Below are 23,515 nucleotides of genomic sequence, written 5' to 3'. Positions count from 1 at the left end.
TCGGCTAATCGATTGACATAGTTCCGGCAAATGCTGTGCTCGCTGAGCCACCCGGCACCGCCCCGGAAATGTCAGAGCCCAGCCCTAGGCTCTTCGCATGGCTACCAAGATCGACGCGTATCACTGCACCGAATGCGGCTGGACATCCGTCCGCTGGGTCGGACGCTGCGGCGAGTGCCAAACCTGGGGCTCGGTCGTCGAGCGGGATGCGCCCAAGCTCTCGCAGGTCAGCGCCGCTACTCCGGCGCAAGCGGCGATCCCAATCGGCGAGGTCGACATTGAGGCTGCCCGGCGCACGCTCACCGGGATAGGCGAACTCGACCGGGTTCTGGGAGGTGGTCTGGTCCCGGGCGCGGTGGTCCTGTTGGCCGGCGAACCGGGCGTCGGCAAATCGACACTTCTCTTGGAGGTTGCCGCACATTGGGCGCGCTCGGGGCAAACGACCCTGTATGTCTCCGGCGAGGAGTCCGCCCCACAGGTGCGGCTGCGCGCAGAGCGCACTCACGCGGTGGCCGACAAGCTCTACCTGGCTGCAGAGACCGACTTGGGCACGGTACTGGGTCACATCGAGCAGACCGCGCCGAGTCTGCTGGTGGTCGACTCCGTGCAGACCATCGGCACCGCGGATGCCGACGGATCACCGGGTGGAGTCAGTCAGGTGCGCGAGGTGACCGGCGCACTCGTCCGAGTCGCCAAACGGCGCGGCATGGCGGTGGTCATCGTGGGGCATATCACCAAAGATGGCCAAGTCGCTGGCCCGCGCTTCCTCGAGCACCTTGTCGACGTCGTCCTCTCGTTCGAAGGCGACCGGCACTCCGGCTTCCGGATGGTGCGCGCCAACAAGAACCGCTTCGGCCCCGCGGACGAGGTCGGCTGCTTCGAGATGGGCGAACACGGCATCATCGAGGTACCCGACCCATCCGGGCTGTTCACCTCAGGGCATGAAGAACCAGCCCCGGGCACCTGCGTCACTGTCACCCGCGAGGGCAGCCGCTGCATGCTGGCCGAGGTGCAATCGCTGGTCGCCTCTGTCACGGCCGAGATCCCGCCGCGCCGGGTGACCCACGGTGTTGACGGTTCACGGGTGGCGATGATTCTCGCGGTGCTCCAGCGACGCGCGCACTTCGGTCTGCCTCGGCACGATGTCTACGTCTCGACCGTCGGCGGCGCACGAATCCTCGATCCTGCGGCCGACCTCGCGCTGGCCATTGCCATCGCATCTGCCGGCCTGGACGAAGGGTGCCACCGCAAGGTCGTCGCCCTCGGCGAGATTGGTCTGGCCGGCGACCTGCGCCGTGTTCCCGGGCTCGAGCAGCGCGTCGGCGAGGCAGCGCGATTGGGATTCGACCTTGCGCTCGTCCCGGCCGGCAACCGCGACCCCAACAGCCGGCTGCCCCGCATGCACGGGCTCAAGGTCGTCGAGGTCGCCACCGTCGCCGAGGCGCTCAGCGCGCTCGGACTGCGGCGCAACCGCACTGCCTCCACGCACGAGACTGCGGCCGTGCCGACCTAGCCGGGTAGGCCGCCTCGCCGACCGGTGCTGCCATCACCCGTAGACTGGTTGCCGTGAGCAAAGACCTGGGTCACGACGAGGAGCGATACCGGCGGTACCGCGCGCTGCTCGCTCCCGGCACGCCGCTGCGCGAGGGCGTGGAGAGAATCCGCGCCGGTCATACGGGCGCCCTGATCGTGCTCGGGACCAATCCGGTGATCGAGCAGATCTCCACCGGCGGATTCACGGTGAACACCGATTTCACACCAACCGCGCTACGCGAACTCGCGAAGATGGACGGCGGCATCGTCGTCGATGACGATCTGTCGACCATCTTCAGCGCGGGCGTCCATTTCTCACCGTCGGCGTCTCTGCCGACGATCGAGACCGGCACCCGGCACCGCACCGCCGACCGAATTTCGGTGCAGTCGAACATCCCCGTGGTTACGGTATCGGCCTCCATGGCATCCATCGCTTTGTTCATGGCCGGCCTCAGATATCCGATCGAAAGCTCCGGCCAGATCCTGGTGCGCGCCGAGCAGGCGGTCGCAACGCTTTCGCGGTATCGCGAACGCCTCGATTCGGTGACCACCGAGCTATCCGCACTCGAGATGGACAATCTCGTGACGGTGGGCGACCTCGTCCGAGCAGTGCAGCCGCTGGCGATGGTGCGCCGACTCGCGGAAGAGCTCGAAGGCCATGTCGAAGCGCTGGGTATCGACGGCCGGCTACTGCAATTGCAGATGTTCGAGCTGACCCAGGGAATTGACCAGCTGGCCACCCTGCTCGAACTCGACTACCGCGGGCCCGAAGCCGCGCGGCTCAGCTTCGACATAGTGCGACACCTGCCAACCGGCGACCTGCTGGACCCGGCCACTGTGGCCAGCACGATCGGGTTCGCCTCCGGCGACCTGGACGAGCACCTCACTACCCATGGCTACCGCATCGTCTCGCAGTCGGCGCAGATGAGCACCGCAACGGCCGGACGGCTGCTCGAGCATTTCGGCTCATTGCAGGACGTCTTCGCTGCCTCCCGCGCTGAACTGGCCGCCGTCCCCGGTGTGGGATCCACGCGGGCCCGGGCGATCCGCGACGGACTCGCTCGTATCTCCGAGAGCATCGCGTCGAACTGACGCCAGGCGTGCTACTGAGCCTGGTCCTCAGTACCGGACTTGCATCACCAGTCGAGCGCTCGCCTGGCCGATGCTCGCGGTGGCGACATAGGTACCGACGCCCAGAACCTCATCGGACAGCTCGCATCCGTGCGAACGCTTGACCGGCCAATTCACGTCGAACCCCGACTCTTCACCCGAGACCAGGTCGAGGACACCGGCGGGATGCCAATCGGCACAATTCTCCGTCTCCCAGACCTCATCGTTGCCGGAGGTGATCGCCAGGGCAGCCGCAGCAGCGCCCAGATCCAGCTGGCAGCCCTGCTCCGTCGTACTCACCACGACACGGAAGTTCGCGGTCGTGTCCAGCTGTGACACCGAGTCCGGGCCGTCGACACGAAGCTTGAGGTTCGTCGGCTGGCAGCCGGCCGGGACCGATTCGGTCGCCGTGGGTTCAGCCGTCGCGCTCTGTTCGGCGGACGGTTCGACCGACGGCTGGACGGACTGCTCGCCAGGGCTGACGCTCGCGCTCGGTTGCTCGCTCGGAGATGGCGTGCTTGGCGTCGCCGAAGGAGTGGTGCTGACGCTGGATGTCGGAGAGGACGAGACGCTCGGAGTGGACGGCGATGGTGTCGCCGTAATTGCTCCAGGACGCACAGCCAGCCAGCCGATGCCCACGACAACGGCGAGTAGCACGGCCAAGACGACGCCGCGGCGCGTCCAGTAGACACTCGGTGCTTCGGGCCCGATGGGGTCCAGCCAACCCTGCATGGCGACATCGTAGGTGGACTCGGCCCGGTTGCGTCGCTGCCACGCAGACGATCACTCACTGTCCGCATCCGGCTACGCTGGCCCGGTGACGAACCGGGCCGAGATCGTACATGAGCTGACCGATTGGTTCGACACACATGCGCGCGATCTGCCTTGGCGGCACAATGACCCCTGGGCCGTGCTGGTGAGCGAGTTCATGCTGCAACAAACACCGGTCGCCCGGGTACTGCCCCTCTGGCAAGCATGGTTGAAGCGCTGGCCGACCCCTGCCATGCTCGCGGCCGAGCCGAGTTCCGAAGCCGTGCTTGCCTGGGGACGACTTGGCTACCCGCGCAGGGCACTACGCCTGCATGCCAGCGCGACCACCATTCGTGACGAACATGGTGGCCAGGTTCCCGCAACGCTCGACGATCTGCTCGCGTTACCCGGAGTCGGCGACTACACGGCAGCAGCCATCGCGAGCTTTGCATTCGGCGCGAAGATCCCGGTGCTCGACACCAATGTCCGCCGTGTGCTGACCCGCATCGAGGTCGGCCAGGCCGCTCCCCCGGCGCACTTGACGAAGCCCGAGCGGGCCAGAGCGCAGCAGTTCACCGACGCAGCAGGCGACCTGGCCGCCAAGTGGGCCGCCGCCGTCATGGAGTTCGGCGCAATGGTCTGCTTGGCCAGACGGCCTGACTGCGCATCTTGTCCGATCACGGACGCCTGCAGCTGGCGCGCGAGGGGCTACCCGTCGTCCGAGATGACATCGCGCGCCCAAGCGTGGCACGGCACCGATCGGCAGTGCCGCGGGGCGCTGCTCGACATCGTCCGCAATACACCCGATGGCGTGCCCGTAGAAGTCCTGCTCGCCGGCTGGCATACCCGCTCGCAGGCTGAAGCCTGCCTCGCCGGGCTGGCGGACGACGGACTGGTCCACCGTTTGGGAGGCATCGTGACTCTGTGACCCGGATGTAGATCGTCGGTGTGCCACGCCGGTCTTGCCCACAGCAGCGGAATATTCTCGTCCCCATTCGCCGTTGCACAGGACAAGTCGTCAACAAGAGAAGGCTCACATGACTAGCATCAGCATCATCGGCACCGGAAACATGTCGCAGGCACTCCAGTCGTTGTTCACCCGCGCAGGGGCGCCGGTTCAAGTCATCACCCACCAGGATCTGGCCGGCAGTGCGGTTGAAGGCGAGGTCGTGATCTTGGCGGTTCCTTTCACCGCCGTCACTGAGATCGCCGGCAGCTTGGGCACCAAGCTCGACGGTAAAGTCGTCGTCGACATCACCAATGTCTTGGACTTCTCGACCTTCACACCGCTCAAGCTCCCCGCTGGCAGCGCTGCTGCCGAGCTGGCAACCGCCGCCCCGAACGCCCGCGTGGTGAAGGCATTCAACACGAACTTCGCTGCCACCCTGGCGTCCGGCCTGGTCGCCTCGGCTCCGATCTCGGTTCTGATCGCCGGGGATGATGCGGACGCGAAGAAGACTCTCAGCGATGTTGTCACTTCATCCGGTGCTGCTGTCTTCGACCTGGGTGGCCTTGACCGTGCGGCCGAACTCGAATCCTTGGGCTTCACCCAGTTGCTGCTTGCCGCCACCAACCAGATCGGCTGGACGAACGGCTTCGCGCTGTACAAGTGATGCCCGCTAGTCCCTAGCTCACCGCGGGGAACTCCCCTGTCCGGAACTCCACATCCGCGACCTCGGGAACCTCCGCGGTGATCAGCGTGCCGTCCTTGCGACGACCACCGATGACCGGGTGCGACGAGGCAAGAGGCGGCAGGTAGACGCCCTGATGCGCCAACCGCACTTCCAGCGGGTTTGCTCCCACCTCGTACTCGGTGCCCCGCACCCGAACCGGCACCGGTCGTCCGCTGAGCAGTGTGAAGGTGATCTGCCGGCGAGTGAGATGAACCCGGATACGACTGCCTCGATAGGCGAGCGGAAACGTCAGGTACTCCCACTTGCGCGGCAGCCGCGGATCGAAGCACAGCACCTCACCGTCGTCGCGCAGCCCGCCGAAACCGCAGACCAAGGCCCGCCAGGTGCCGCCCGCAGAGGCGATATGCACACCGTCCGCGGTATTGCCGTGGGTATCGCCGATATCGACGAGCAGTCCCTCATGGAAGTAATCCAGTGCCATGTCCTGATGACCCACCTCGGCCGCCATGATCGACTGCGTCACCGCCGACAGGCTCGAATCCCCAGTGGTTATCGGGTCGTAGTACTCGAAGTCGGCGCGCTTTTCTTCCAGGCCGAATTCGTTGCTTCGCAAGAAGAGAGCCAGCACCACATCGGCCTGTTTCAGCACCTGGAAGCGATAGATCACCAACGGGTGATAGTGCAACAGTAGTGGGTAGCTTTCCTGCGGAGTGTTCTCCAGATCCCACAACTCCTTGGCAACGAATGCGTCGTCTTGGGGGTGAATGCCCAGCCGCTCGTCGAACGGGATCTTCATACCGTTCGCGCAACGCTCCCAGGTCGCGATCTCATCGGGATCGAGTCGCACGGTATGCACCAGACGCTCGTAGTCAGCGGGCGCCTCCGCCTGCATCTTGCGCACCATCCCGACCGCAAGCCGCAGATTCCAGCGGGCCATAACGTTGGTGTAGGTGTTGTTGTTCACCACCGTGGTGTATTCATCGGGTCCCGTGACGCCGTGGATCTCGAAACTCTCGGCAGTGCCAACCCGCCAGAATCCGAGATCGACCCACATTCTGGCGGTTTCCACGAGTAGCTGGGCGCCATCGCCGAAAGCGAATTCACTGTCGCCGGTTATCGACACGTAATGCCCGACGGCATATGCGATATCGGCATCGATGTGGTATTGAGCGGTTCCGGCCGCATAATATGCGGACGCTTCCTCGCCACTGATCGTGCGCCAGGGGAACAGCGCGCCCTTGGTCGACATCTCGCGCGCCCGTTCCCTGGCGCTGTCCAGATGAGTGGACCGGGCTCGCAGCGCATTGCGGGCCTGCTCGGGGCTCGTGAGAGTCAAGAAGGGAACGATGTAGACCTCGGAGTCCCAGAAGTAGTGTCCTTCATAGCCATCGCCGGTCAGCCCCTTGGCCGGGATGCCGGCACCATCGGCTCTCGCGGCGGCCTGCGCAAGCTGCAAGATGCACCAGCGGATCGCCTGCTGAAGACGCTTGGTGGTACCCACAGTGACGTCGCTGCGCTCCCAAAAGCCGGACAGCCACGAACGCTGCGCCACGTAGTAGGGCTCAAATCCGTCCTCGCGCACGCGGTCGAGCGTGCGTCGGACGCGGTCGCTGAGTTCGCGAACCGGCACCCGGCGGGATGTGTGGTAGGCCACTGCCTTGGTGATCAGGATCGGCTGATTCTGCTTGGCCGCGATGCGGTAGACCTTGCGGCCTTGGTCATCACTGGTGTCGTCGAGTTCGGTGAACATGTTGCGGGTCTCGATCCGGTGATCGGCCCCGACTGCCAACGTCATTCCGGAGTTCGCAACCTTGTAGCCCAGGATCATCCGGCGTGGACTATGCCAGCTCATCTCAGGCTGCAGCACTCGGTGGTCCAGACCGGGGCTCTTGCGCGGGTCCTCGTCCGAACGGGTTGCCCGGCGGCCGGCCACGTCGTCGAAGTCCTCTTTGTTGACGATCTGGGACGAGATGACGATCGGAGCATCGCCTTCGAGCAGCGTGACCTCGTAGGTCATCAACGCCAGGTGCCGCTCGGTGAAGCTGACCATTCGCGTCGATCGGATGAGCACCCGTTTGCCTGCCGGAGTACGCCAAATGAGCTCGCGGCGCAAGACGCCCTCCCGGAAATCGAGCCGCCGCTCATATGCCTGCAGATCGGCGACACTGAGCAGCAGCGGCTCGTCATCGACGTAAAGCCGGATCATCAGCGAACTCGGCGCATTGATCAGCGTCTGCCCGGTGCGCGCCAGGCCGTAGGCGTTCTCGGCGTGACGAATGTCCCAGGTTTCGTGGAAGCCGTTGATGAACGTGCCGACGTAGTGCGAATCGCGTCCCTCCTCGGGATTGCCGCGCATACCGATATACCCGTTCGCGGTCGCGAACAGAGTCTCGGTGAGCCCGAGGTCGGCCGAACTCGGATAGTTCTCGATCAGCGCCCACTCATCGGGCGGGAAGCGGTGATCGTCCAGTGGATTCAGATCGGTCTTCTTCTTGCGGTTCACGGCAGCAACTCCTCGCAATCGGACACCACGAGGTCGGCTCCGGCCGCCTCCAGCGCTTCGGCACCGGCACCACGGTCGATTCCCACGACGAGACCGAATCCGCCTGCGGCCCCGGCGGACACACCCGATAGGGCATCCTCGAGGACGACGGCGCGGTCCGCCGGTACCTCCAGCAGCTTCGCGGCCTCGCAGAAGACGTCCGGCTCCGGTTTGCCCGGTAACCCCAGCTCGCGAGCGAGCACACCGTCCATGACCACCGCGAAATAGTCGGTCAGCCCGGCCGCATCGAGTACCGCCTCCGCGTTTTGCGACGAACTCACCACGGCCATCGGCAACTCAAGGCCGGCCAGATGATCCAGCAGCCGCACCGAGCCCGGATACGGATCGATACCGTCGCGGGCCAGCACCTGGTTGAAGTATTCGTTCTTGCGGTTACCCAAGCCGCACACCGAGTCGGTCTCCGGACTATCGGACGCATCCCCGCGCGGTACCGCGATGCCGCGGCTGGCAAGGAAGGATGCGACCCCTTCATAGCGTGGTTTGCCGTCGACATAGAAGAAATAATCGGCATCCGTAAAAGGCTCTGCGACACCGCGACCCCGCAGATAGTCGTTGAACATCTGAGACCATGCCCGCATATGCAGATCTGTCGTGGGGGTGAGAACCCCATCGAGGTCGAATAACGCCGCTCGGTAGTCGCTCCACTTCACGAGTCCAGCCTAAGCACGACGGCAATCGGTTGGTATGGACACACCGCTTCTGTCTTCGAACCGTCACATGAGTGGCGAAAACGTGCGCAGCACCAGCCACACCGCCCGGCGCCACCACGGGGTCGAGCGTACCTCGGTGAGCCCGACCCGCCGACATTTCTCCAGCGTCGCCTCGAAGTCGGCTGACATGTCTGCGATCGCGGGCGTCTGATACATCCAGACGGCGTCCTCCTGGTGCAGATAGAAGCTCCGGAAGTCGAAGTTGATCGTTCCGATGACCGCGGTGTCATCGTCCACGATCATCTGCTTGGCGTGAATGAACCCAGGGCTGTATTCGTATACCTCCACCCCGGCCTCGACCAACGGCCGATAGTTCGACCGGGTCACCGCGTAGACATACGCCTTGTCGGGAATGCCGGGGGTGATGATGCGAACCTGCACCCCGGACCGGGCCAGCGCCGTGAAGACGGTGATCATCTCGTTGGTCGGCACCAAGTAAGGCGTGGTGAGATCGACCCGGAACTTCGCCCGGCTCATCATCCCGCGATAGGCGGTCCAACCGAGCGAGACATCATCGAAGGGCGTGTCGTCATAGCTCACCACGACCCCCGCGCCACCGGGTTGCGCAGCTACCTCGTCATCGGAGGCATGCAGCGCGGCCAGATCGGTCTGCTCACCGCTCACCAGATCCCAGATGGTGAAGAACAACGATGCCATGCCCCAGGCGCCGGACCCCCGCAACCGGATGGCGGTGTCCTTCCAATGGCCGAACCGCTGGATGGCGTTGATGTACTCGTCGGCAATGTTGATGCCGCCGGTGAACGCGATGACACCGTCGACGATGGTGAACTTGCGGTGATCTCTGTTGTTGTAGCGCAGCGTCAGGCCGGGACCCAGCTTGTTGAACGGGCGGACGCGTATCCCGGCGTTCCTCAGGTCTTTGATGAAATCCTCGGGCAGTGTCCACAGCGAGCCGAGATCGTCATACATGAACCAGATCTGGACGCCCTCGGCCGCTTTGCGGGAGAGCACGTCGAGAACCTTGCGCCACATCTGCCCCTCGGAGACGATGAAGTACTCCATCGCGATCCAGCGCTTCGCGCCCTCCAGGGCCTCCAGCATCGCCGCGAAGGCATCCTCGCCGACCGGGTAGTAGGTGGTCTCGGTGTCGCGATACGCCCGGAAAGGCCCCATGGATTCGAGGTGGGCGATTTGGCGAGCGGCGTCCGGATCGATGCTGATCACCGGTAACGATTCGGCGGTGGTGGCAGGCTCCAGCTCCGGGGGTTGCTCACCGAGGGTGCCGGGCAACACGGCCAGCGCCCCCACCGCGGACTCCTGGTCGAGGGCCGCCAAGTCCTGGATGGCGCTGTAGTGCAGCATCTGCCGCCGCGTGCCGGTTCGGGCTCCGAAAATCAGATAGAACGCACCACCGAAAAGCGGAGCCAACATGATGGGGATAATCCAGGCGAGCTTGTACTCGACCTGCATGTGCGAGTTGAGGATGAACGCGACCACGCCGACGCTGATCAGGCCAGAAAGCGTGCCCAGCCAGGGAGAGAATTCGCTGGAGCGAACCAGGAGCAACCCGAAGACCACCAGTTGGAGGATCAACGCGAGCGCCGTCAGCGCGACCCGGCCGCTGACTGCCACGAATCGCCGGACAGAATTGCGGGTTTCCACTCTCCGCACCGAGACGTCGGCCTCCATGCCTCCAGTATTGCGGATTCTCCCGCTCAAAGGTTCCGCCCCCGCCGCCGGACGGCTACCGTGGGCACATGAGTGCAGCTGCCAGCCGACCAGTCCTGACCGTCCGGGGAGTTGAGTTGGGATCCGGCCGGCCGAAGGTGATCGTCCCGCTCACTGATGCCCATGACTCCAGCCTGATCGCCGCCGCCAAGCGCATCGCGGCAAGCCGTACCGACATGGTCGAGTGGCGGGTGGACCGCTACGCCGCACGCGACGACAATACGAAGGTTGTCGCGATGGCCGAACGCATTCACCAGATCATCGGGGATCGCCCACTGCTATTCACTCCGCGTACCAAACATGAGGGCAGCGACTGGAATCCGCCGGGCGACAGCTACCGCGACATCATCGCCGACGCCTGTGCGTCCGGGCACGTCGACATGGTCGATGTGCAATACCTGAATCCCGCGGTCAAGCGCTGTTTCGAGGCCGCCAGGGCGCATCGGGTACCGATCATCGCGTCCAGCCACGACTTCTCCGGGACGCCCCGTGCCGCCGAAATAGCCGACCGCCTGGACGCCATGGCCTCACTGGGCGCCGACATCGCCAAAATTGCGGTGATGCCCCGCAAGCCCGCCGATGTTGCAGCGCTACTCGAAGCGACCGCGGTGGCCGCACAGTCCAGCAAGGTTCCGCTGATGACGATGTCGATGGGGCCGCTGGGCGTGGTCTCGCGGTTGGCCGGCCAGGTCTTCGGCTCGTGTGCGACCTTCGCCACTCTGGGCGGCGAGGGGTCGGCCCCCGGTCAACTGCCGCTGGACGAGGTGCTTGCGGTGATGGATCTGCTCGGCCGCGACCTTTGAGCGCTGCGCGACCGGCAGGTGGACGAACGTGGTGCTGCTCAGTGACGGTGTGATCGACCTGGTGCCGGTCGATCCGGTCCAGGCCCAAGAACTTGCCGCCGGGCGCTGTCCACTGCCCGCGGTTCCCGACTATCCGCATGCCGATACCGCCGCGACGGCGCGGATGCTGCGCGACGGCCTGGGCATCGACAATTGGGTGCCCGGCTTCGGCATCTACCTGATCGTGCGGCGAGACGACGGCCTGGTCGTGGGGGACGCCGGCTTCCACACTCCCCCGGATCTGCGCGGCAGCGCGGAGATCGGCTACGGCCTGGCGCCCTCGGCCAGGGGCTTCGGCTTCGCGAGCCGGGCGGTCCGGCTGTTGGCGCAGTGGGGCCTGGAGCAACCGTCCCTCTCGGCGATCATCGCAGAGACCGATACCGGCAATCTGGCGTCGATCCGAGTCCTGGAGGCATGCGGCTTCGTCCGATTGGCAGGCGGCACGGATCGCATCCGCTACCGATTGCAGCGAAAACGCGGCTAGACGCTCGCGCCGGCGTATCGTGTGACTAAGGCGATGGATCCCGCCTGAGCCGCTCGGCGGTTCGAACCGCCGATCTGGCTGATGGCTTCCTACCGAACCCCTCGTGGGTAGGTAGAGCGACGCCCGGCACCTGCCCACATTGCAGTGAAGGAAAGGTGCCATGTCGTTCACCATCGATTCCCTGTCCGCCCTCGAGATCCTCGATTCCCGCAGCCGTCCGACGATCTCGGTCACTCTCAGGCTCGCCGATGGCTCGGTGGGCAATGCTCAGGTTCCCTCCGGTGCATCCACCGGCAGCCGGGAGGCCGTCGAACTGCGCGACGGCGACAAATCCCGTTTCAACGGCCTCGGCACGCTGAAGGCCGTCGGCAACGTCGAAGGACCCATCGCCTCGGCGGTCGCGCACCGCAGCTTCGAATCGCTCGAAGAGCTCGACAAGACACTGATCGAGCTCGACGGCACCCCAAATAAGGGCAAGCTGGGTGCCAACGCGATCTTGGGCACCTCGATGGCCTTCGCCCGCGCCGCGGCGGCCAGCGAGGGGGCCGAACTCTTCGAATGGCTGCCCGGTATCGCGACCCAGCCCAAACGCATGCCGGTGCCCTGCTTCAACGTGCTGAACGGTGGCGTGCATGCGGCCAATCCGCTCGATTTCCAGGAGTTCATGATCTGCCCGCTCGGGGCGGGCTCGATGGCCGAGGCGGTGCGTGCCGGTTCGACGGTCTATCTGGCGTTGAAGAAGCGGCTCGCCGATCTGGGACATCCGACCGGGCTGGGCGACGAGGGCGGTTTCGCCCCGGCGCTGGCCGAACCCGAAGAGGTGCTCAGCGTCATCGTCCAGGCCATTGCCGATGCGGGATTCGAGCCCGGGGCTTCGGGTATCGCGATCGCGCTCGACCCGGCGTCCTCGGAGTTCCGTCAGCCGAACGGCAGCTACCGGGTCAACGGTGCCCTGCTCAGCAGCGACGAGATGATCGCCCGCTACGAGAAGATGATCGCCGACTACCCGGTCTGGTCACTCGAGGACGGCCTGGGCGAAGGCGATCACGACGGCTGGCAGCGCCTGACCGCCGAACTCGGCGACCGGCTGCAGTTGGTCGGCGACGACAATTTCTGCACCAACCCGGGGATCATCCGCGATGCCATCGCCGACGGCATCGCCAACGCGGCGCTGATCAAGCTCAACCAGATCGGCACGGTGACCGAGACCATTGAGGCCATGCGGATCTGCGCGGACGCCGGCTACGGCCAGATGGTCTCGCACCGCTCCGGTGAGACCCCCGATACCTTCATCGCCGACCTTGCGGTGGCCACCGGCTGCGGCCAGATCAAGACGGGGGCACCGGCTCGCGGCGAGCGCGTCGCCAAATACAACCGGCTGATGGAAATCGCAGCTGCCCACCCGGAATTCCCGTACGGGCGCAGCTGAGACTCCCGCTAGCCGCAACAGCTGCCGGAATGCCGGGCCCCCTGGACAGCAGCTGCCGGAATGCCGGGCCCCCTGGACAACAGCTGCCGGAAAGCACAGCGGCTGCCGAAATATACGCACATTTCGGCAGCCGCTGGCAATTTCGGTAGCTGCTGTGGGCCGGCCCGCGGATTCAGATCTGGAGTGTGCCACCCATCAGCATGGTGCGGTTGGGCGGCAGATGGAAGGCCTCGCCGCGCGGAGTGGCGTTGCGTGCCAGCCAGATGTACAGGTGCTTGCGCCAAGGGTTCATCGGAGCATCCCCGCCGGGGGTCAACGTCATCACGGACGCGAAGTAGCGGATCTCGTCCGGATTGATCTTCAGCTGTGGGCATTGCCTGCCGATCGCGGCGATCGCCCCCGGTATGTCGCGGGTCTCCTGGAAGCCGAAGGTGATCGTCAGGTGGTAGAGACCCGAGTAGTGCTCGGGCAACTCGTCGATGCGGAAGCGGTCGGCGTCGGCGACCCGGGGAATCGAGGCGGTCTTCATCCGGACGATGTAGACGCGCTCATGCAGCGCCCGGTTGAACCGCACATTCTCCTTGAGCGCTAGCGGCGCGGTCTTGGGATTTGCGTGTAGGTAGACGGCTTCCCCGACAACCCGCGTGGTCACGACGGCCCTGACACGGGTCAGGAAGTCCGTCAGTGGGCCCTCGATCTCGCCCCGGCGGCGAAGCACGTAACGGTTGCCGGTCATCCAGGTGGCCATCACCGTGACGAGGATCAGTGCGACGGTCAACGGCAGCCAGCCGCCATGCACGATCTTGGTCATGTTTGCCGCCAAGAAGAGCAGCTCCAAAGCGGCCACCGGGACGATCCGCAGCAGCACCCGCCACATCGGCCAATGCCAGATACGGATCGCCATCAAGGTCAGCAGACCGGTGGTGGTCACCAGCATGCCGGTGACCGACAGCCCATACGCGCTGGCCAACGCATTCGACGAACGGAATCCGAACATCAAAGCCACGACCCCGGCGAAGAGCATCCAGTTGACCGCCGGAAGGTAGATCTGACCGTACTCCTTGTTGGAGGTATGCAGCGCACGCAGGTTTGGCAGCAGGCCCAGGCGTGTCGCCTGGTGAGCCATCGAATAGGCCCCCGAGATGACGGCCTGCGACGCGATCACGGTGGCCGCAGTCGCCAGCACCACCAGCGGAATACGAGCCCATTCGGGTGCCAGGTGGAAGAACGGGTTGTCTATGGTTCGTGGATTGTCCATGATCATCGCGCCCTGGCCCATGTAGTTGAGCAGCAGGCTGACCAGCACCAGGCCGAACCAGGCCCTGCGGATCGGCCCGGCACCGAAATGCCCCATGTCGGCGTACAATGCCTCCGCCCCGGTGATGGTCAACACGACCGCAGTCATGGCCACGAAGGCGATGCCCGGGCGCGCGATCCAAAACTGCGCCGCATAGGTCGGCGACAGCGCCAGCAGTATCGCCGGATGCCGCACGATCTGCGGAACGCCCAGAATCGCGAGACTGACGAACCAGACGATCATCACCGGACCGAACGCCCGTCCGACCTTGCCGGTACCGAAACGCTGAACCATGAACAAGATGGTCAGCACGATCAGCGAGCCCGGTAGCACGACGCCCTCCAGGCCCGGCCTTGCGACCTGGAGCCCCTCCATGGCCGACATCACCGAGATGGCGGGGGTGATCAACGAGTCGCCGAAGAAGAGTGCGGCGCCGACCATCCCGATCACCAGGATCGTGCTGCGTAGCTTGACTCCACTCAGCCTGCCGCGCAGCAGCGCGGTCAGCGCGAGGATGCCGCCTTCGCCGTCATTGTCGGCTCTCATCACGAGAACGACGTACTTGAGGGTGACGACGATGATCAACGACCAGACGACCAGCGAAATGATGCCATAGACGTCGAGTTGAGTGACCTTCACTTCGTTGTGGTTGACGCTGAACGCTGTCTGCAGGGAGTAGAGCGGACTGGTTCCGATGTCGCCGAAGACGACACCAAGTGCTCCGACTACCGGAGTTGCGGCGAGTCGCCGGGTTCGGGAATCGGGTGCCGGACCAGCGCTATTGGGTTCTTCGTTAGGTTCTTCGCCTACCTTGGGGAGAGCCCCAGAGATATTCACTCGCGCTATGCTGCCACTGCGTGGGCGCGGTGTCGAGGAATCCCGGCAACGAATTTGATTCAGCGCTTGATCACGGGCTTTGGGTACCCTTCAATGGTGAGGCAGACGACCAAGAGCTACTACGCATTGGGCACCCGCATCACCCTGACAGCCAAGCATCCGGACCCGGGCGGGCAACTGGCGCGTGCCATCGGGATCATAGGTCGCTACGAGGCGCTGCTCAGCGCAAATCTCGCGTCCTCAGAGGTCTCCCGGGTCAACCAGTCCGCGGGGATCGAACCGGTCGAGGTAGCTCCGGCAGCTTACGGTCTGATCCGGGAAGCCGTCCTGGTGAGCCGGAGCGGGAAGGGCTTCAATGCGGCGATCGGGCCTCTCGTCCAGCTCTGGCGGATCGGCTTCGACGATGCGCGGCGGCCATCATCCAAAGCTATCGAGACCTGTCTGGGGCTGAGCGATCCGAATCGTATCGTCTTCGATGACGACAAGCGGTCGGTCTTCCTGGAACGCCCCGGCATGCGGCTCGATCTCGGGGCGATAGCCAAGGGCTTCATCGCGGACGCCATCAAGCAGGCCTGGGCGGACGCTGGGGTCGAGCGGGGTGTCATCGATCTGGGCGGCAACATCGCGACACTCGGGCAGGGCCCGCGTCCGGACGGACGCTGGCGGATCGGGGTCCAGACCCCCTTCGCTGAACGCGGACGCCCGCTCGGCGTGCTGACGCTTCCGGCATGCTCGGCGGTGACCTCCGGTGTCTACGAGAGAGTCCTGCAGGCTCGGGGAGGTGACTGGCACCACATCCTCGATCCCCGGACCGGTTATCCGCTGCGAACCGATCTGCTCGGGGTCACCGCGATCACCGCGCTGTCGACGACTGCGGAGATCTGGTCGACAATCGGCTTCTGCAACGGGCCACAGGCGACCCTGCAGATGGTGCCAGCTGGCCTGCGCGTCGGATTCGTCTTCGTCTTCGACCACCAGACTGTTCGACTCTGCCCCGGTGAGCTAGCAGCCGACTTCACGCTGATCGACGATGGCTACCAGGTCACCCAGAGTCAGGCTTTGGGTTAAGCCTGCAGCCAGCCCCTCTGCAGGGCTTGGGCATAGCGCACGAACTCCGCAAAGCACTCCTCAAGATCCGCGATGGACGACAGGTCGGTCAGCTCACCTGCGCTATCGATCGCTTGCTGCACGTTGCCCAGCAGGAATTCCTTGCCCGGCAACACATTCGCCTGTATCTCGGGCGAGGCGAGAATCTGCCGCAGATGCAACTGCGCGCGGGCCGAACCGAGCGGGCCATAGGAGCCCCCGACGATCAGCACCGGCTTGTCTTTCAGCGAATTCAGCTGATACGAGAGCCATTCCAGGACGCTCTTCAGTGCCGCTGGAATCGAGTGATCGTACTCGGGACAGCTGATGATCACGCCATCGGCGCCCTCGATCTTGCGGGCAAAGGCCAGCACATCGTCCTGCTCGCTGGTGACCAGATCCTCATTGAAGGCAGGCAGCCCCGCGATCTCCAGCACTTCGATCTCGGCAACGCCGGCGAAATGCTTGCGCATCCAGTGCAACAAGAACCGGTTGTACGACAGCTCCGCGTTCGTGCCGACGATGGCGACGAGCTTCATCGTGTCCTCCCTGTTGCCCGCACCGACATCACTGCCGACCCGGAACCTGGCTGAGGGCGTCCTTCACAGCCTGGATGAGCGCCTTGCTCGACACCGAGGCTCCGGAGATCGCGTCCACATCGAAGGTGTTGCGGGCGATCATCTGCTGTGGCAGTTTCTTCAGTGCATCGCCGGCCACCTCAGTGGTCTCCGACTGCTTGACGATCTCGATATCGGTGATCGCGCCCGCATCATCGGTGGTGACCCGGACGGCCATCTCTGATCCGATGCCGGCTTGGCTTCGTCCGAGGTACTGATTCGGGCCGAGGACGATCTCGGCGTCGCTGCTCAGATCGCTCGCGAACGTGCGCCCCGCCCGGCTGCCGGTCGCGGATGCATCGCCCGATTGCCCCGCCTGCATCGCCAGCGCAGGTTGCGGCTTCCGCGTTGCGGCATTCTCGCCGGCGATCTTGCCGAAGATCAGGCACTCGGCGATGTTCTGACCACCCTGGTACTGCCCGGCGCAGACACCGCCGAGTTCCCCTGCGCCGTAGAGGTGCGGAATCGGCTGACCCGCCGGATCGACGATCTCGGCCCGCGAATTGCGGCGCGGCCCGCCCTGGGTGTTCAACATGGCATGTTGCAGGGCGGTGGCGTAGTAAGGGCCACTACCGAAGGCACGCAAAGTAGCCGGCTCGCGGCCGTACTCGTAGTCGGTCCCCTGGGCGGCGAAGAAGTTGAACCGGTCCACGGTCTTGACCACGATCTGGGGATCGGCGTCAATGAGCTTCGCCAACGCCTCGAGCGAGTCCGCCTTGACGGCATTGCTCAGGGTGCCCGCGAGATCGCCGGCGCCCAGTTCGTCGTACTTCGCCTGATCGAAGACCAGATGCGGATGCACCTGTGCCGCGGGAACCCGCCAAACGCCGTGATGGTAGATGTGGCCGTGCCGGTTCGGCTCGTCCTCTTTGAAGTAGCGGCTGCCGTCATCGCCCACCGTCATGATGCTGCCCTGCGAGAATCCCTCGAGATCGAAGAGCGGCAGCGCACCCCGCTCCCCCTCGCCGACCGCAAACGTCAGACCATGCTGCAGGCCGAGGGACTCATAGTTCGCCATATGCCACAGATCGGCACCGGCCTCGACGGCCAGATCGATGCCGTCGCCCTTGTTGTACATGCCGCCGACCGGGGCCACCCGCGGCACTCCCAGATAGTCCTGGACCTTGCGTTTGTTGTTCTCGAAGCCTCCGGTGGCCAGCACCACGCCATTGAGAGCCCGGATACTGCGCAGCACATGCTCGCGTTCGATCTGGACGCCGGCTATCGTGCGTCCATCGCCTGCCTTGATCAGATGACGAGCGGGTGAGCGGTACCAAACGTCGATGGCCTCGGAGCGATCCACCACGTTGCTGTGCAGGATCTTCCACAACGCGCCGTCCAGGATGCCCTCGTGGACGAGGATCATATCGACGGTCTCACTGCCGGGGAATTCCGGATACTCCGGTGCCATGCCGCCGAGGTGTGCACCGAATGTCTTCTTGGCGCTGACCGACTCGACGCCGAGATAGTCGCGGAAATAGCGCTTCATGTTCGCCATTCCCTCGACATAGGTGTCGACGATCTCCGGATCAAGCTCCATCGGCGCGGTCTGGGCAAGGTAATACTTGCGCATCGCGTCCTCGTCGTCGGCGGAACAGACGAGTTGCCCGCAAACCCGGGTATTGCCGCCCTCGTGGCCTTCTGGTGCCGAATCGACCAGCAGTACCTTGGCTCCGGAATCTGCCGCGAAACGGGCGGCGGTGGCGCCCGCACCCCCGAAGCCCAACACGATTACGTCATAGGTGGCATCCCAGTGGACAGAATCCGAAAGCACCATCTCTGAATCTCCTTTGACCATTGATGTGGACGCTGACTGGCTACTGCGCGCGAAGTCAACGAAATCTGCAAAGCATTGCTCGAGGAAGTCGATCGTCGCTTGATCGGTCAACCGGCCCTGATCGTCGAAGGCCGTCTTCACATTTCCCAGCAGGAACTCGCTGCCCGGCAGCACCCGTGCGCCCACCCCGGGGGAATCCAGTATCTGACGAAGATGAATCTGAGCGCGAGACGAGCCCTGCGGATGATATGAGGCCCCCACGATCATGACCGGTTTGCCATTGAGCGGATGGACCCGGTAAGACAACCATTCCAGCACGCTCTTGAGTGCCGACGGCACCGAATGATTGTGCTCGGGACAACCGACGATCACGCCGTCGGCTTCGGCGATCGCCCGGCCGAGAGCTTTCGCGGCAGGGGGGTCGTCGTCCGGGACATTCTCATTGAACATGGGAATGTCCTTGATTTCGCAGACGTCAATGTCTGCGGCATCAGCAAAATGTGCCTTCATGAACTCAAGAAGAAGGCGGTTGTACGAGAAACCAGCATTCGTCCCTACGATAGCGACGAGCTTCACTTTCGTCACCTCCATTGGTGCATGCGCTCTGAATCAGTCTAGTGCGTCGCACGCCGATCGGTGACGACGCTGCGGCACTGCGCAGGCACTGCATGGTAGCTTGTGGTTCGACCGTCCTGGCTTCACGCGCGCGAGCCACCTGCGGCATCCGCGCCGCAGCCAGCCTGGAGGAAGGGCCGAAGCCATGAGCACCTGGGTCGTCGTTGTCGTTGCCGTCCCGCTACTCGGCCTGGTCATGGGTTTCAGCCCGACTCTCTATGGCATCTGCTTCCTCTACCTGGTCAAGGGGGCGCCCGGTCGCAGAGCGGTAGTCTGGGTGAGCGCCGGACTGGCACTCGGCTGCACGCTGCTTTTCGGGCTATACCAGTTCGCCGATGCGTCGGTCATCTCGACTTACCTGACATCGCACGTTCGCCAGTTCGTGGTGCAACGCTACGTCGATCTCGCAGCGGGCGTGCTGCTGCTGGCCTCGGCTGCGCTACTGGCCGCCCGAAGTCACAAGGACCGAACAAGCAAAGTCAACATCCCATCCTCCGGCGACGGTGAGGCCGCTGCGGACAAGTCCTCCCGCGACCACGATGACTGTTCCCCCAGGACGGCCGCGGCGCTGGGATTCACGAACGCGTACTTCGGTTCGTCCGGATTCGCGACGATGTACATCGTCGCCCGAGTGATCTCGACCGTCAGCCCTCACCCGCTCGTACACGGCCTGGTCTACCTGGCATTCATCCCGACTCTGGTTGGCCCGTATCTGCTACTGGCCTGGGGCTGGGCCCGCTGGCCGGGCATGGCAACGTCGCTCACCCAGATCTATGACAGGATCGTTCACCGCGATTACCACAAGCCGTTGGTGGTCGGTCTGCTGATCGCCGGACTGATCTTCCTTGTGCTAGGCGTGCGGGGCATGATCATTCATCGCTAGGGCCTGTTCGGGGTCATCTCCGCGACTGCATAATTGGACGAAGGATCGCACCCACCGCGGGTTTGCGACGGAGAGGTCGCCATGCCAGCCCATACCCGCTTGTCCGTCCGGATTTCCACGGCCCTGCTGGCTGCCACCGCGCTGGTCCTCAGCGGCTGCACCACTGCAGGGAACGCTGAAGGCAAGGAAGCACTTCAAGCGGAGATCAACGAGGTAACATCCGATCCACGGCTGGCAGCAGGCACCTGGAGCATCCTCGCAATCGATGCCTCGAATGGGGATATCGTCTACGAGTCGAACCCGGATGCGCCGCTGGTGCCCGGCTCGATCGCCAAGACATTCACCACCGGAACCGCGCTCGCCCAACTCGGCCCCGACTCCCGCGTCACCACGACCGTACAGGGCCTGGGTGAGCTGACAGCGGGGGTGCTGAACGGAGATCTGGTGCTGGTGGGTGCGGGTGATTTCAGCTTCGGTCTGCGCGAGCAGTCCGATGGCTCGCTCGAATACACCGGTTTCGACCACAACGAAGCCAACACAGGCCTGCTGCCCGTCCAACTGACCTCAGGCGATCCACTGGGTGGGCTGAAGGACCTCGCACGGCAGCTGCAGCAAGCTGGTATCACCCAGGTCACCGGAGATGTGATCGTCGACAACCGCCTCTTCGAGGCCCAGACCAGCTGGCCTGATGGCCGGATCGACAGCATCTGGGTCAACGAAAACACCTTTGACGTGGTGCTGACCCCTGGCACGCCAGGGCAGCCGCCCGCTGTCGAGGTACGCCCGGCGCTGAAGGGCGTCACCGTGCAGAACGATGCAAGCACGGTCGCCGGCAGCGAGGTGGAGATCGACGTCACCGATCAGGGCGGCGGACGGCTGCTGGTCAGCGGCCAGATCGGGGCCGAGGCCGGCCAGACGATCCGAATGGCGCAGGTCAGCGATCCCGTCGGCTTCGCCCGGATGGCTTTCACCGAGGTGCTCGCAGAGACCGGCATCACCGTCGACGGCGCTGCCGAGACAAATCCAGCAGAGCGGCTACCCGCGCAGTACCCCGAGAGCCCACTGGCCGCCCGGGAGTCTGCCACGTTGGCTGAACGCGTGAGGGTCATCCAGAAGATCAGTTTCAATCGCGGAGCCGACCTGACGGCTTGTCTGATCGCCGTTCGGGCTGGTTCCACCGAGTGCCAGGACGGTCTTCCGGTCATCCTCGACACGATCGAAGGGCTCGGCACCCCGCCGGGCTCGGTCTATCTGTTCGATGCCGCCGGCAGCATCGACTACGACCGGATCAGTGCCGCCGGGCAGGTCGGGTTCCTGCGCGGTGCCCTCGACACCGACTGGGGCCAGTATCTCTACGATGCGATGCCGATCTCGGGAGTCGACGGTTCGCTGGCGTCATTGGGGAAGGGCACCGCATCAGAAGGAATGATCCATGCCAAGACCGGTAGCCGCCTGGTGGGCTATCCGGCGCGGAACACCCTCTTCTACGCGGCACAGGCCTATTCGGGATATCTGACCGCTGCTTCGGGACGCGAACTGGTCTTCACCGTCATCTTCAACTCGACCACCGCGGATTCCATCGATGAGGTGCTCGAAACCGGCGCGCGGATCGGCGATGTCGCGCTCGCGCTCCAGCAACACGGCTGAGGAGCCTCCGCGGCCCTGAGACAAAGCGGCGGCGGCCCCCATCCGGGAGCCGCCGCCGCGATCGCTCAATGAAACCGATCAGCTGGCCTCCGCACCGCCGCTGAGCTCGGCAAACGAGACATCATGCAGCGTCTGCTTCGGAGTACCGACGAATGTGAACGCATCTGTCGACTTCTCGTCGGCACCCGGAACCGCGTCCACCACCACGATCGACCCGGCGGTCAGACCGCCGAAGAGGATCTGCTCGGCGATCGGGTCCTCGATATCGCGCTGCAACGCACGGCGTAGCGGACGAGCACCGAGCACCGGATCGAAGCCGCGCTTGGCGATCAGTTCTCGGGCGGCCGGGGTCAGCTCGATACCCATGTCGCGATCGGCGAGCCGGGTCTCGACCTGAGCGACCAGCAGATCGACGATGTGCTGGATGTCGTCCAGGCTGAGCTGACGGAAGACAATCGTCTCGTCGACACGGTTGAGGAACTCGGGACGGAAGTGCTGCTTCAGTTCTTCGTTCACCTTCGCCTTCATCGTCTCGTAGCTGCTCACCTCATCGCCTACCCGCGAGAAGCCGAGGTTGACACCCTTCGAGATATCGCGGCTGCCGAGGTTGGTGGTCATCACGATGACGGTGTTCTTGAAGTCGACGACCCTGCCCTGCGCGTCGGTCAGGCGACCTTCGTCCAGGATCTGCAGGAGCGAGTTGAAGATATCCGGATGCGCCTTCTCGATCTCGTCGAAGAGGATCACACTGAACGGCTTGCGGCGAACCTTTTCGGTCAGCTGCCCGCCCTCTTCGTAACCGACATAGCCAGGAGGCGAACCGAACATCCGCGACGCGGTGTGCTTCTCGGAGTATTCGCTCATGTCCAGGGTGATCAGCGCGTCCTCATCTCCGAAGAGGAACTCCGCCAACGCCTTGGTCAGTTCGGTCTTCCCGACACCGGATGGGCCGGCGAAGATGAACGAACCACTCGGCCGCTTGGGATCCTTCAGGCCGGCGCGGGTACGGCGGATCGACCGGGACAGTGCCTTGACCGCCTCGGCCTGACCGACGTAACGCTTGCCGATCTCGGATTCCATCCGCAGCAGGCGGCTGGACTCCTCCTCGGTGAGCCGGGCGACCGGCACACCGGTGGAGCTGGCCAGCACCTGAGCGATCTCCTCCTCGCCGATGACCGCCGGCGAGTCGGAATCTCCGTCCTTCCAGGCCTTCTCACGCTCACGGCGGGCGGCCAGCAGGTTCTTCTCGTCGTCGCGCAGCCGCGCGGCACCCTCGAAGTCCTGGGCGTCGATCGCAGCTTCCTTCTCGATGCGGACGCTGGCGATCCTTTCGTCGAACTCGCGCAGATCCGGCGGCGCGGTGAGGCGCTGGATGCGCATCCGCGCACCGGCCTCATCGATCAGGTCGATGGCCTTGTCAGGAAGGAAACGATCCTGAACATAGCGATCGGCCATGTTGGCTGCGGCAGTCAGCGCCTCGTCGGTGATGGTCACCCGGTGATGCGCCTCGTAGCGGTCGCGCAGGCCCTTGAGAATATCTATCGTCAACGCGATCGAAGGCTCGGCGACCTGGATCGGCTGGAAGCGACGCTCAAGCGCGGCATCCTTCTCGATGTACTTGCGGTACTCCTCAAGGGTGGTCGCGCCAATGGTCTGCAACTCGCCACGGGCCAGCATCGGCTTCAGGATGGACGCGGCATCGATCGCACCTTCGGCGGCACCCGCACCCACCAGGGTGTGGATCTCGTCGATGAACAGCATGATGTCGCCGCGGCTCTTGATTTCCTTCAGCACCTTCTTCAGGCGCTCCTCGAAATCGCCACGGTAGCGCGAGCCAGCCACCAAAGCACCCAGATCGAGGGTGTAGATCTGCTTGTCGCGCAGGGTTTCGGGGACATCTCCGCGGACGATGCGCTGGGCCAGGCCCTCGACGATGGCGGTCTTGCCGACGCCGGGCTCGCCGATCAGCACCGGATTGTTCTTGGTGCGCCGGCTCAGCACGGTCATCACGC

18 protein-coding genes and 1 riboswitch are annotated in these 23,515 nt (G+C 64.5%); of the genes, 10 read left to right on the top strand and 8 right to left on the bottom strand.

The window, feature by feature from the left end:
- Nucleotides 1–97 precede the first annotated feature (97 nt).
- Together radA and disA are read left to right on the top strand one after the other, a co-directional pair.
- Nucleotides 98–1,513 carry a DNA repair protein RadA gene (gene radA, locus AAFP05_RS12980; RefSeq protein WP_341730297.1) on the top strand — a complete coding sequence of 472 codons (1,416 nt, stop codon included), beginning with the start codon at nucleotides 98–100 and terminating at the stop codon, nucleotides 1,511–1,513.
- 53 nt (nucleotides 1,514–1,566) lie between these two features.
- On the top strand, nucleotides 1,567–2,625 hold the full coding sequence (gene disA / locus AAFP05_RS12975) for a DNA integrity scanning diadenylate cyclase DisA (protein ID WP_341730296.1): 1,059 nt from the start codon (nucleotides 1,567–1,569) through the stop codon (nucleotides 2,623–2,625).
- 27 nt (nucleotides 2,626–2,652) lie between these two features.
- Here the strand turns inward: disA and AAFP05_RS12970 are convergent, their stop codons facing one another.
- Nucleotides 2,653–3,375 (bottom strand): hypothetical protein, encoded by a 723-nt coding sequence (locus AAFP05_RS12970; protein WP_341730295.1) that lies wholly within the window; start codon nucleotides 3,373–3,375, stop codon nucleotides 2,653–2,655.
- Between the two features lie 85 nt (nucleotides 3,376–3,460).
- Here AAFP05_RS12970 and AAFP05_RS12965 point away from each other — a divergent pair, with 85 nt between their 5' ends.
- Together AAFP05_RS12965 and AAFP05_RS12960 are read left to right on the top strand one after the other, a co-directional pair.
- On the top strand, nucleotides 3,461–4,321 hold the full coding sequence (locus AAFP05_RS12965) for an A/G-specific adenine glycosylase (RefSeq protein ID WP_341730294.1): 861 nt from the start codon (nucleotides 3,461–3,463) through the stop codon (nucleotides 4,319–4,321).
- A 109-nt stretch (nucleotides 4,322–4,430) separates the two neighbouring features.
- Nucleotides 4,431–5,006 (top strand): NAD(P)-binding domain-containing protein, encoded by a 576-nt coding sequence (locus tag AAFP05_RS12960; protein WP_341730293.1) that lies wholly within the window; start codon nucleotides 4,431–4,433, stop codon nucleotides 5,004–5,006.
- Between the two features lie 13 nt (nucleotides 5,007–5,019).
- On the opposite strand, the gene AAFP05_RS12955 is transcribed toward AAFP05_RS12960, so the two are convergent.
- From AAFP05_RS12955 to AAFP05_RS12945, 3 genes are all read right to left on the bottom strand, one after another.
- Complete coding sequence (locus AAFP05_RS12955; RefSeq protein WP_341730292.1) at nucleotides 5,020–7,530, bottom strand: glycosyl hydrolase family 65 protein; 2,511 nt, start codon at nucleotides 7,528–7,530, stop codon at nucleotides 5,020–5,022.
- Nucleotides 7,527–8,240 carry a beta-phosphoglucomutase family hydrolase gene (locus AAFP05_RS12950; protein WP_341730291.1) on the bottom strand — a complete coding sequence of 238 codons (714 nt, stop codon included), beginning with the start codon at nucleotides 8,238–8,240 and terminating at the stop codon, nucleotides 7,527–7,529. The genes AAFP05_RS12955 and AAFP05_RS12950 overlap by 4 nt, the downstream gene beginning before the upstream one ends.
- 63 nt (nucleotides 8,241–8,303) lie before the next feature.
- A complete protein-coding gene (locus AAFP05_RS12945) occupies nucleotides 8,304–9,950 on the bottom strand; it encodes a phospholipase D-like domain-containing protein (protein WP_341730290.1) in 1,647 nt (548 codons plus the stop codon).
- A gap of 68 nt (nucleotides 9,951–10,018) precedes the next feature.
- Here AAFP05_RS12945 and aroD point away from each other — a divergent pair, with 68 nt between their 5' ends.
- The 3 genes from aroD (at nucleotide 10,019) to eno (ending at nucleotide 12,744) form a co-directional block, all read left to right on the top strand.
- The gene (gene aroD, locus AAFP05_RS12940) at nucleotides 10,019–10,792 is read left to right on the top strand and encodes a type I 3-dehydroquinate dehydratase (RefSeq protein WP_341730289.1); all 774 of its coding nucleotides are present in this window, start codon (nucleotides 10,019–10,021) and stop codon (nucleotides 10,790–10,792) included.
- Between the two features lie 28 nt (nucleotides 10,793–10,820).
- Nucleotides 10,821–11,315, top strand: coding sequence for a GNAT family N-acetyltransferase (locus AAFP05_RS12935; protein WP_341730288.1), 495 nt, complete (start codon nucleotides 10,821–10,823; stop codon nucleotides 11,313–11,315).
- 20 nt (nucleotides 11,316–11,335) lie between these two features.
- Nucleotides 11,336–11,414, top strand: a riboswitch (Fluoride riboswitch).
- 61 nt (nucleotides 11,415–11,475) lie between these two features.
- Nucleotides 11,476–12,744 (top strand): phosphopyruvate hydratase, encoded by a 1,269-nt coding sequence (eno, locus tag AAFP05_RS12930; protein ID WP_341730287.1) that lies wholly within the window; start codon nucleotides 11,476–11,478, stop codon nucleotides 12,742–12,744.
- Nucleotides 12,745–12,916: 172 nt separating this feature from the next.
- Here eno and AAFP05_RS12925 read toward each other — a convergent pair whose 3' ends face one another.
- On the bottom strand, nucleotides 12,917–14,878 hold the full coding sequence (locus AAFP05_RS12925) for a KUP/HAK/KT family potassium transporter (RefSeq protein ID WP_341730286.1): 1,962 nt from the start codon (nucleotides 14,876–14,878) through the stop codon (nucleotides 12,917–12,919).
- Between the two features lie 96 nt (nucleotides 14,879–14,974).
- Between AAFP05_RS12925 and AAFP05_RS12920 the strand changes: the two genes are divergently transcribed.
- Nucleotides 14,975–15,946: an FAD:protein FMN transferase gene (locus AAFP05_RS12920; RefSeq protein WP_341730285.1), complete on the top strand. Its 972-nt coding sequence runs from the start codon at nucleotides 14,975–14,977 to the stop codon at nucleotides 15,944–15,946.
- Here AAFP05_RS12920 and AAFP05_RS12915 read toward each other — a convergent pair.
- Together AAFP05_RS12915 and AAFP05_RS12910 are read right to left on the bottom strand one after the other, a co-directional pair.
- Nucleotides 15,943–16,503 carry an NADPH-dependent FMN reductase gene (locus tag AAFP05_RS12915; protein WP_341730284.1) on the bottom strand — a complete coding sequence of 187 codons (561 nt, stop codon included), beginning with the start codon at nucleotides 16,501–16,503 and terminating at the stop codon, nucleotides 15,943–15,945. The genes AAFP05_RS12920 and AAFP05_RS12915 overlap by 4 nt on opposite strands.
- Nucleotides 16,504–16,531: 28 nt before the next feature.
- The gene (locus AAFP05_RS12910) at nucleotides 16,532–18,934 is read right to left on the bottom strand and encodes an NAD(P)H-dependent oxidoreductase (RefSeq protein WP_341730283.1); all 2,403 of its coding nucleotides are present in this window, start codon (nucleotides 18,932–18,934) and stop codon (nucleotides 16,532–16,534) included.
- Nucleotides 18,935–19,118: 184 nt separating this feature from the next.
- Here AAFP05_RS12910 and AAFP05_RS12905 point away from each other — a divergent pair, with 184 nt between their 5' ends.
- The gene (locus AAFP05_RS12905; RefSeq protein WP_341730282.1) at nucleotides 19,119–19,856 is read left to right on the top strand and encodes a hypothetical protein; all 738 of its coding nucleotides are present in this window, start codon (nucleotides 19,119–19,121) and stop codon (nucleotides 19,854–19,856) included.
- An 81-nt stretch (nucleotides 19,857–19,937) separates the two neighbouring features.
- The gene (dacB, locus tag AAFP05_RS12900) at nucleotides 19,938–21,503 is read left to right on the top strand and encodes a D-alanyl-D-alanine carboxypeptidase/D-alanyl-D-alanine-endopeptidase (protein ID WP_341730281.1); all 1,566 of its coding nucleotides are present in this window, start codon (nucleotides 19,938–19,940) and stop codon (nucleotides 21,501–21,503) included.
- Between the two features lie 78 nt (nucleotides 21,504–21,581).
- Here dacB and AAFP05_RS12895 read toward each other — a convergent pair.
- Nucleotides 21,582–23,515: ATP-dependent Clp protease ATP-binding subunit (locus AAFP05_RS12895; RefSeq protein ID WP_341730280.1), on the bottom strand; the 1,934-nt coding region annotated here is incomplete at its 5' end.

This window comes from Brooklawnia sp. (genome assembly GCF_032229645.1).
Taxonomy (GTDB): domain Bacteria; phylum Actinomycetota; class Actinomycetes; order Propionibacteriales; family Propionibacteriaceae; genus Brooklawnia.
This window is presented reverse-complemented; position numbering and strand designations above follow the sequence as displayed.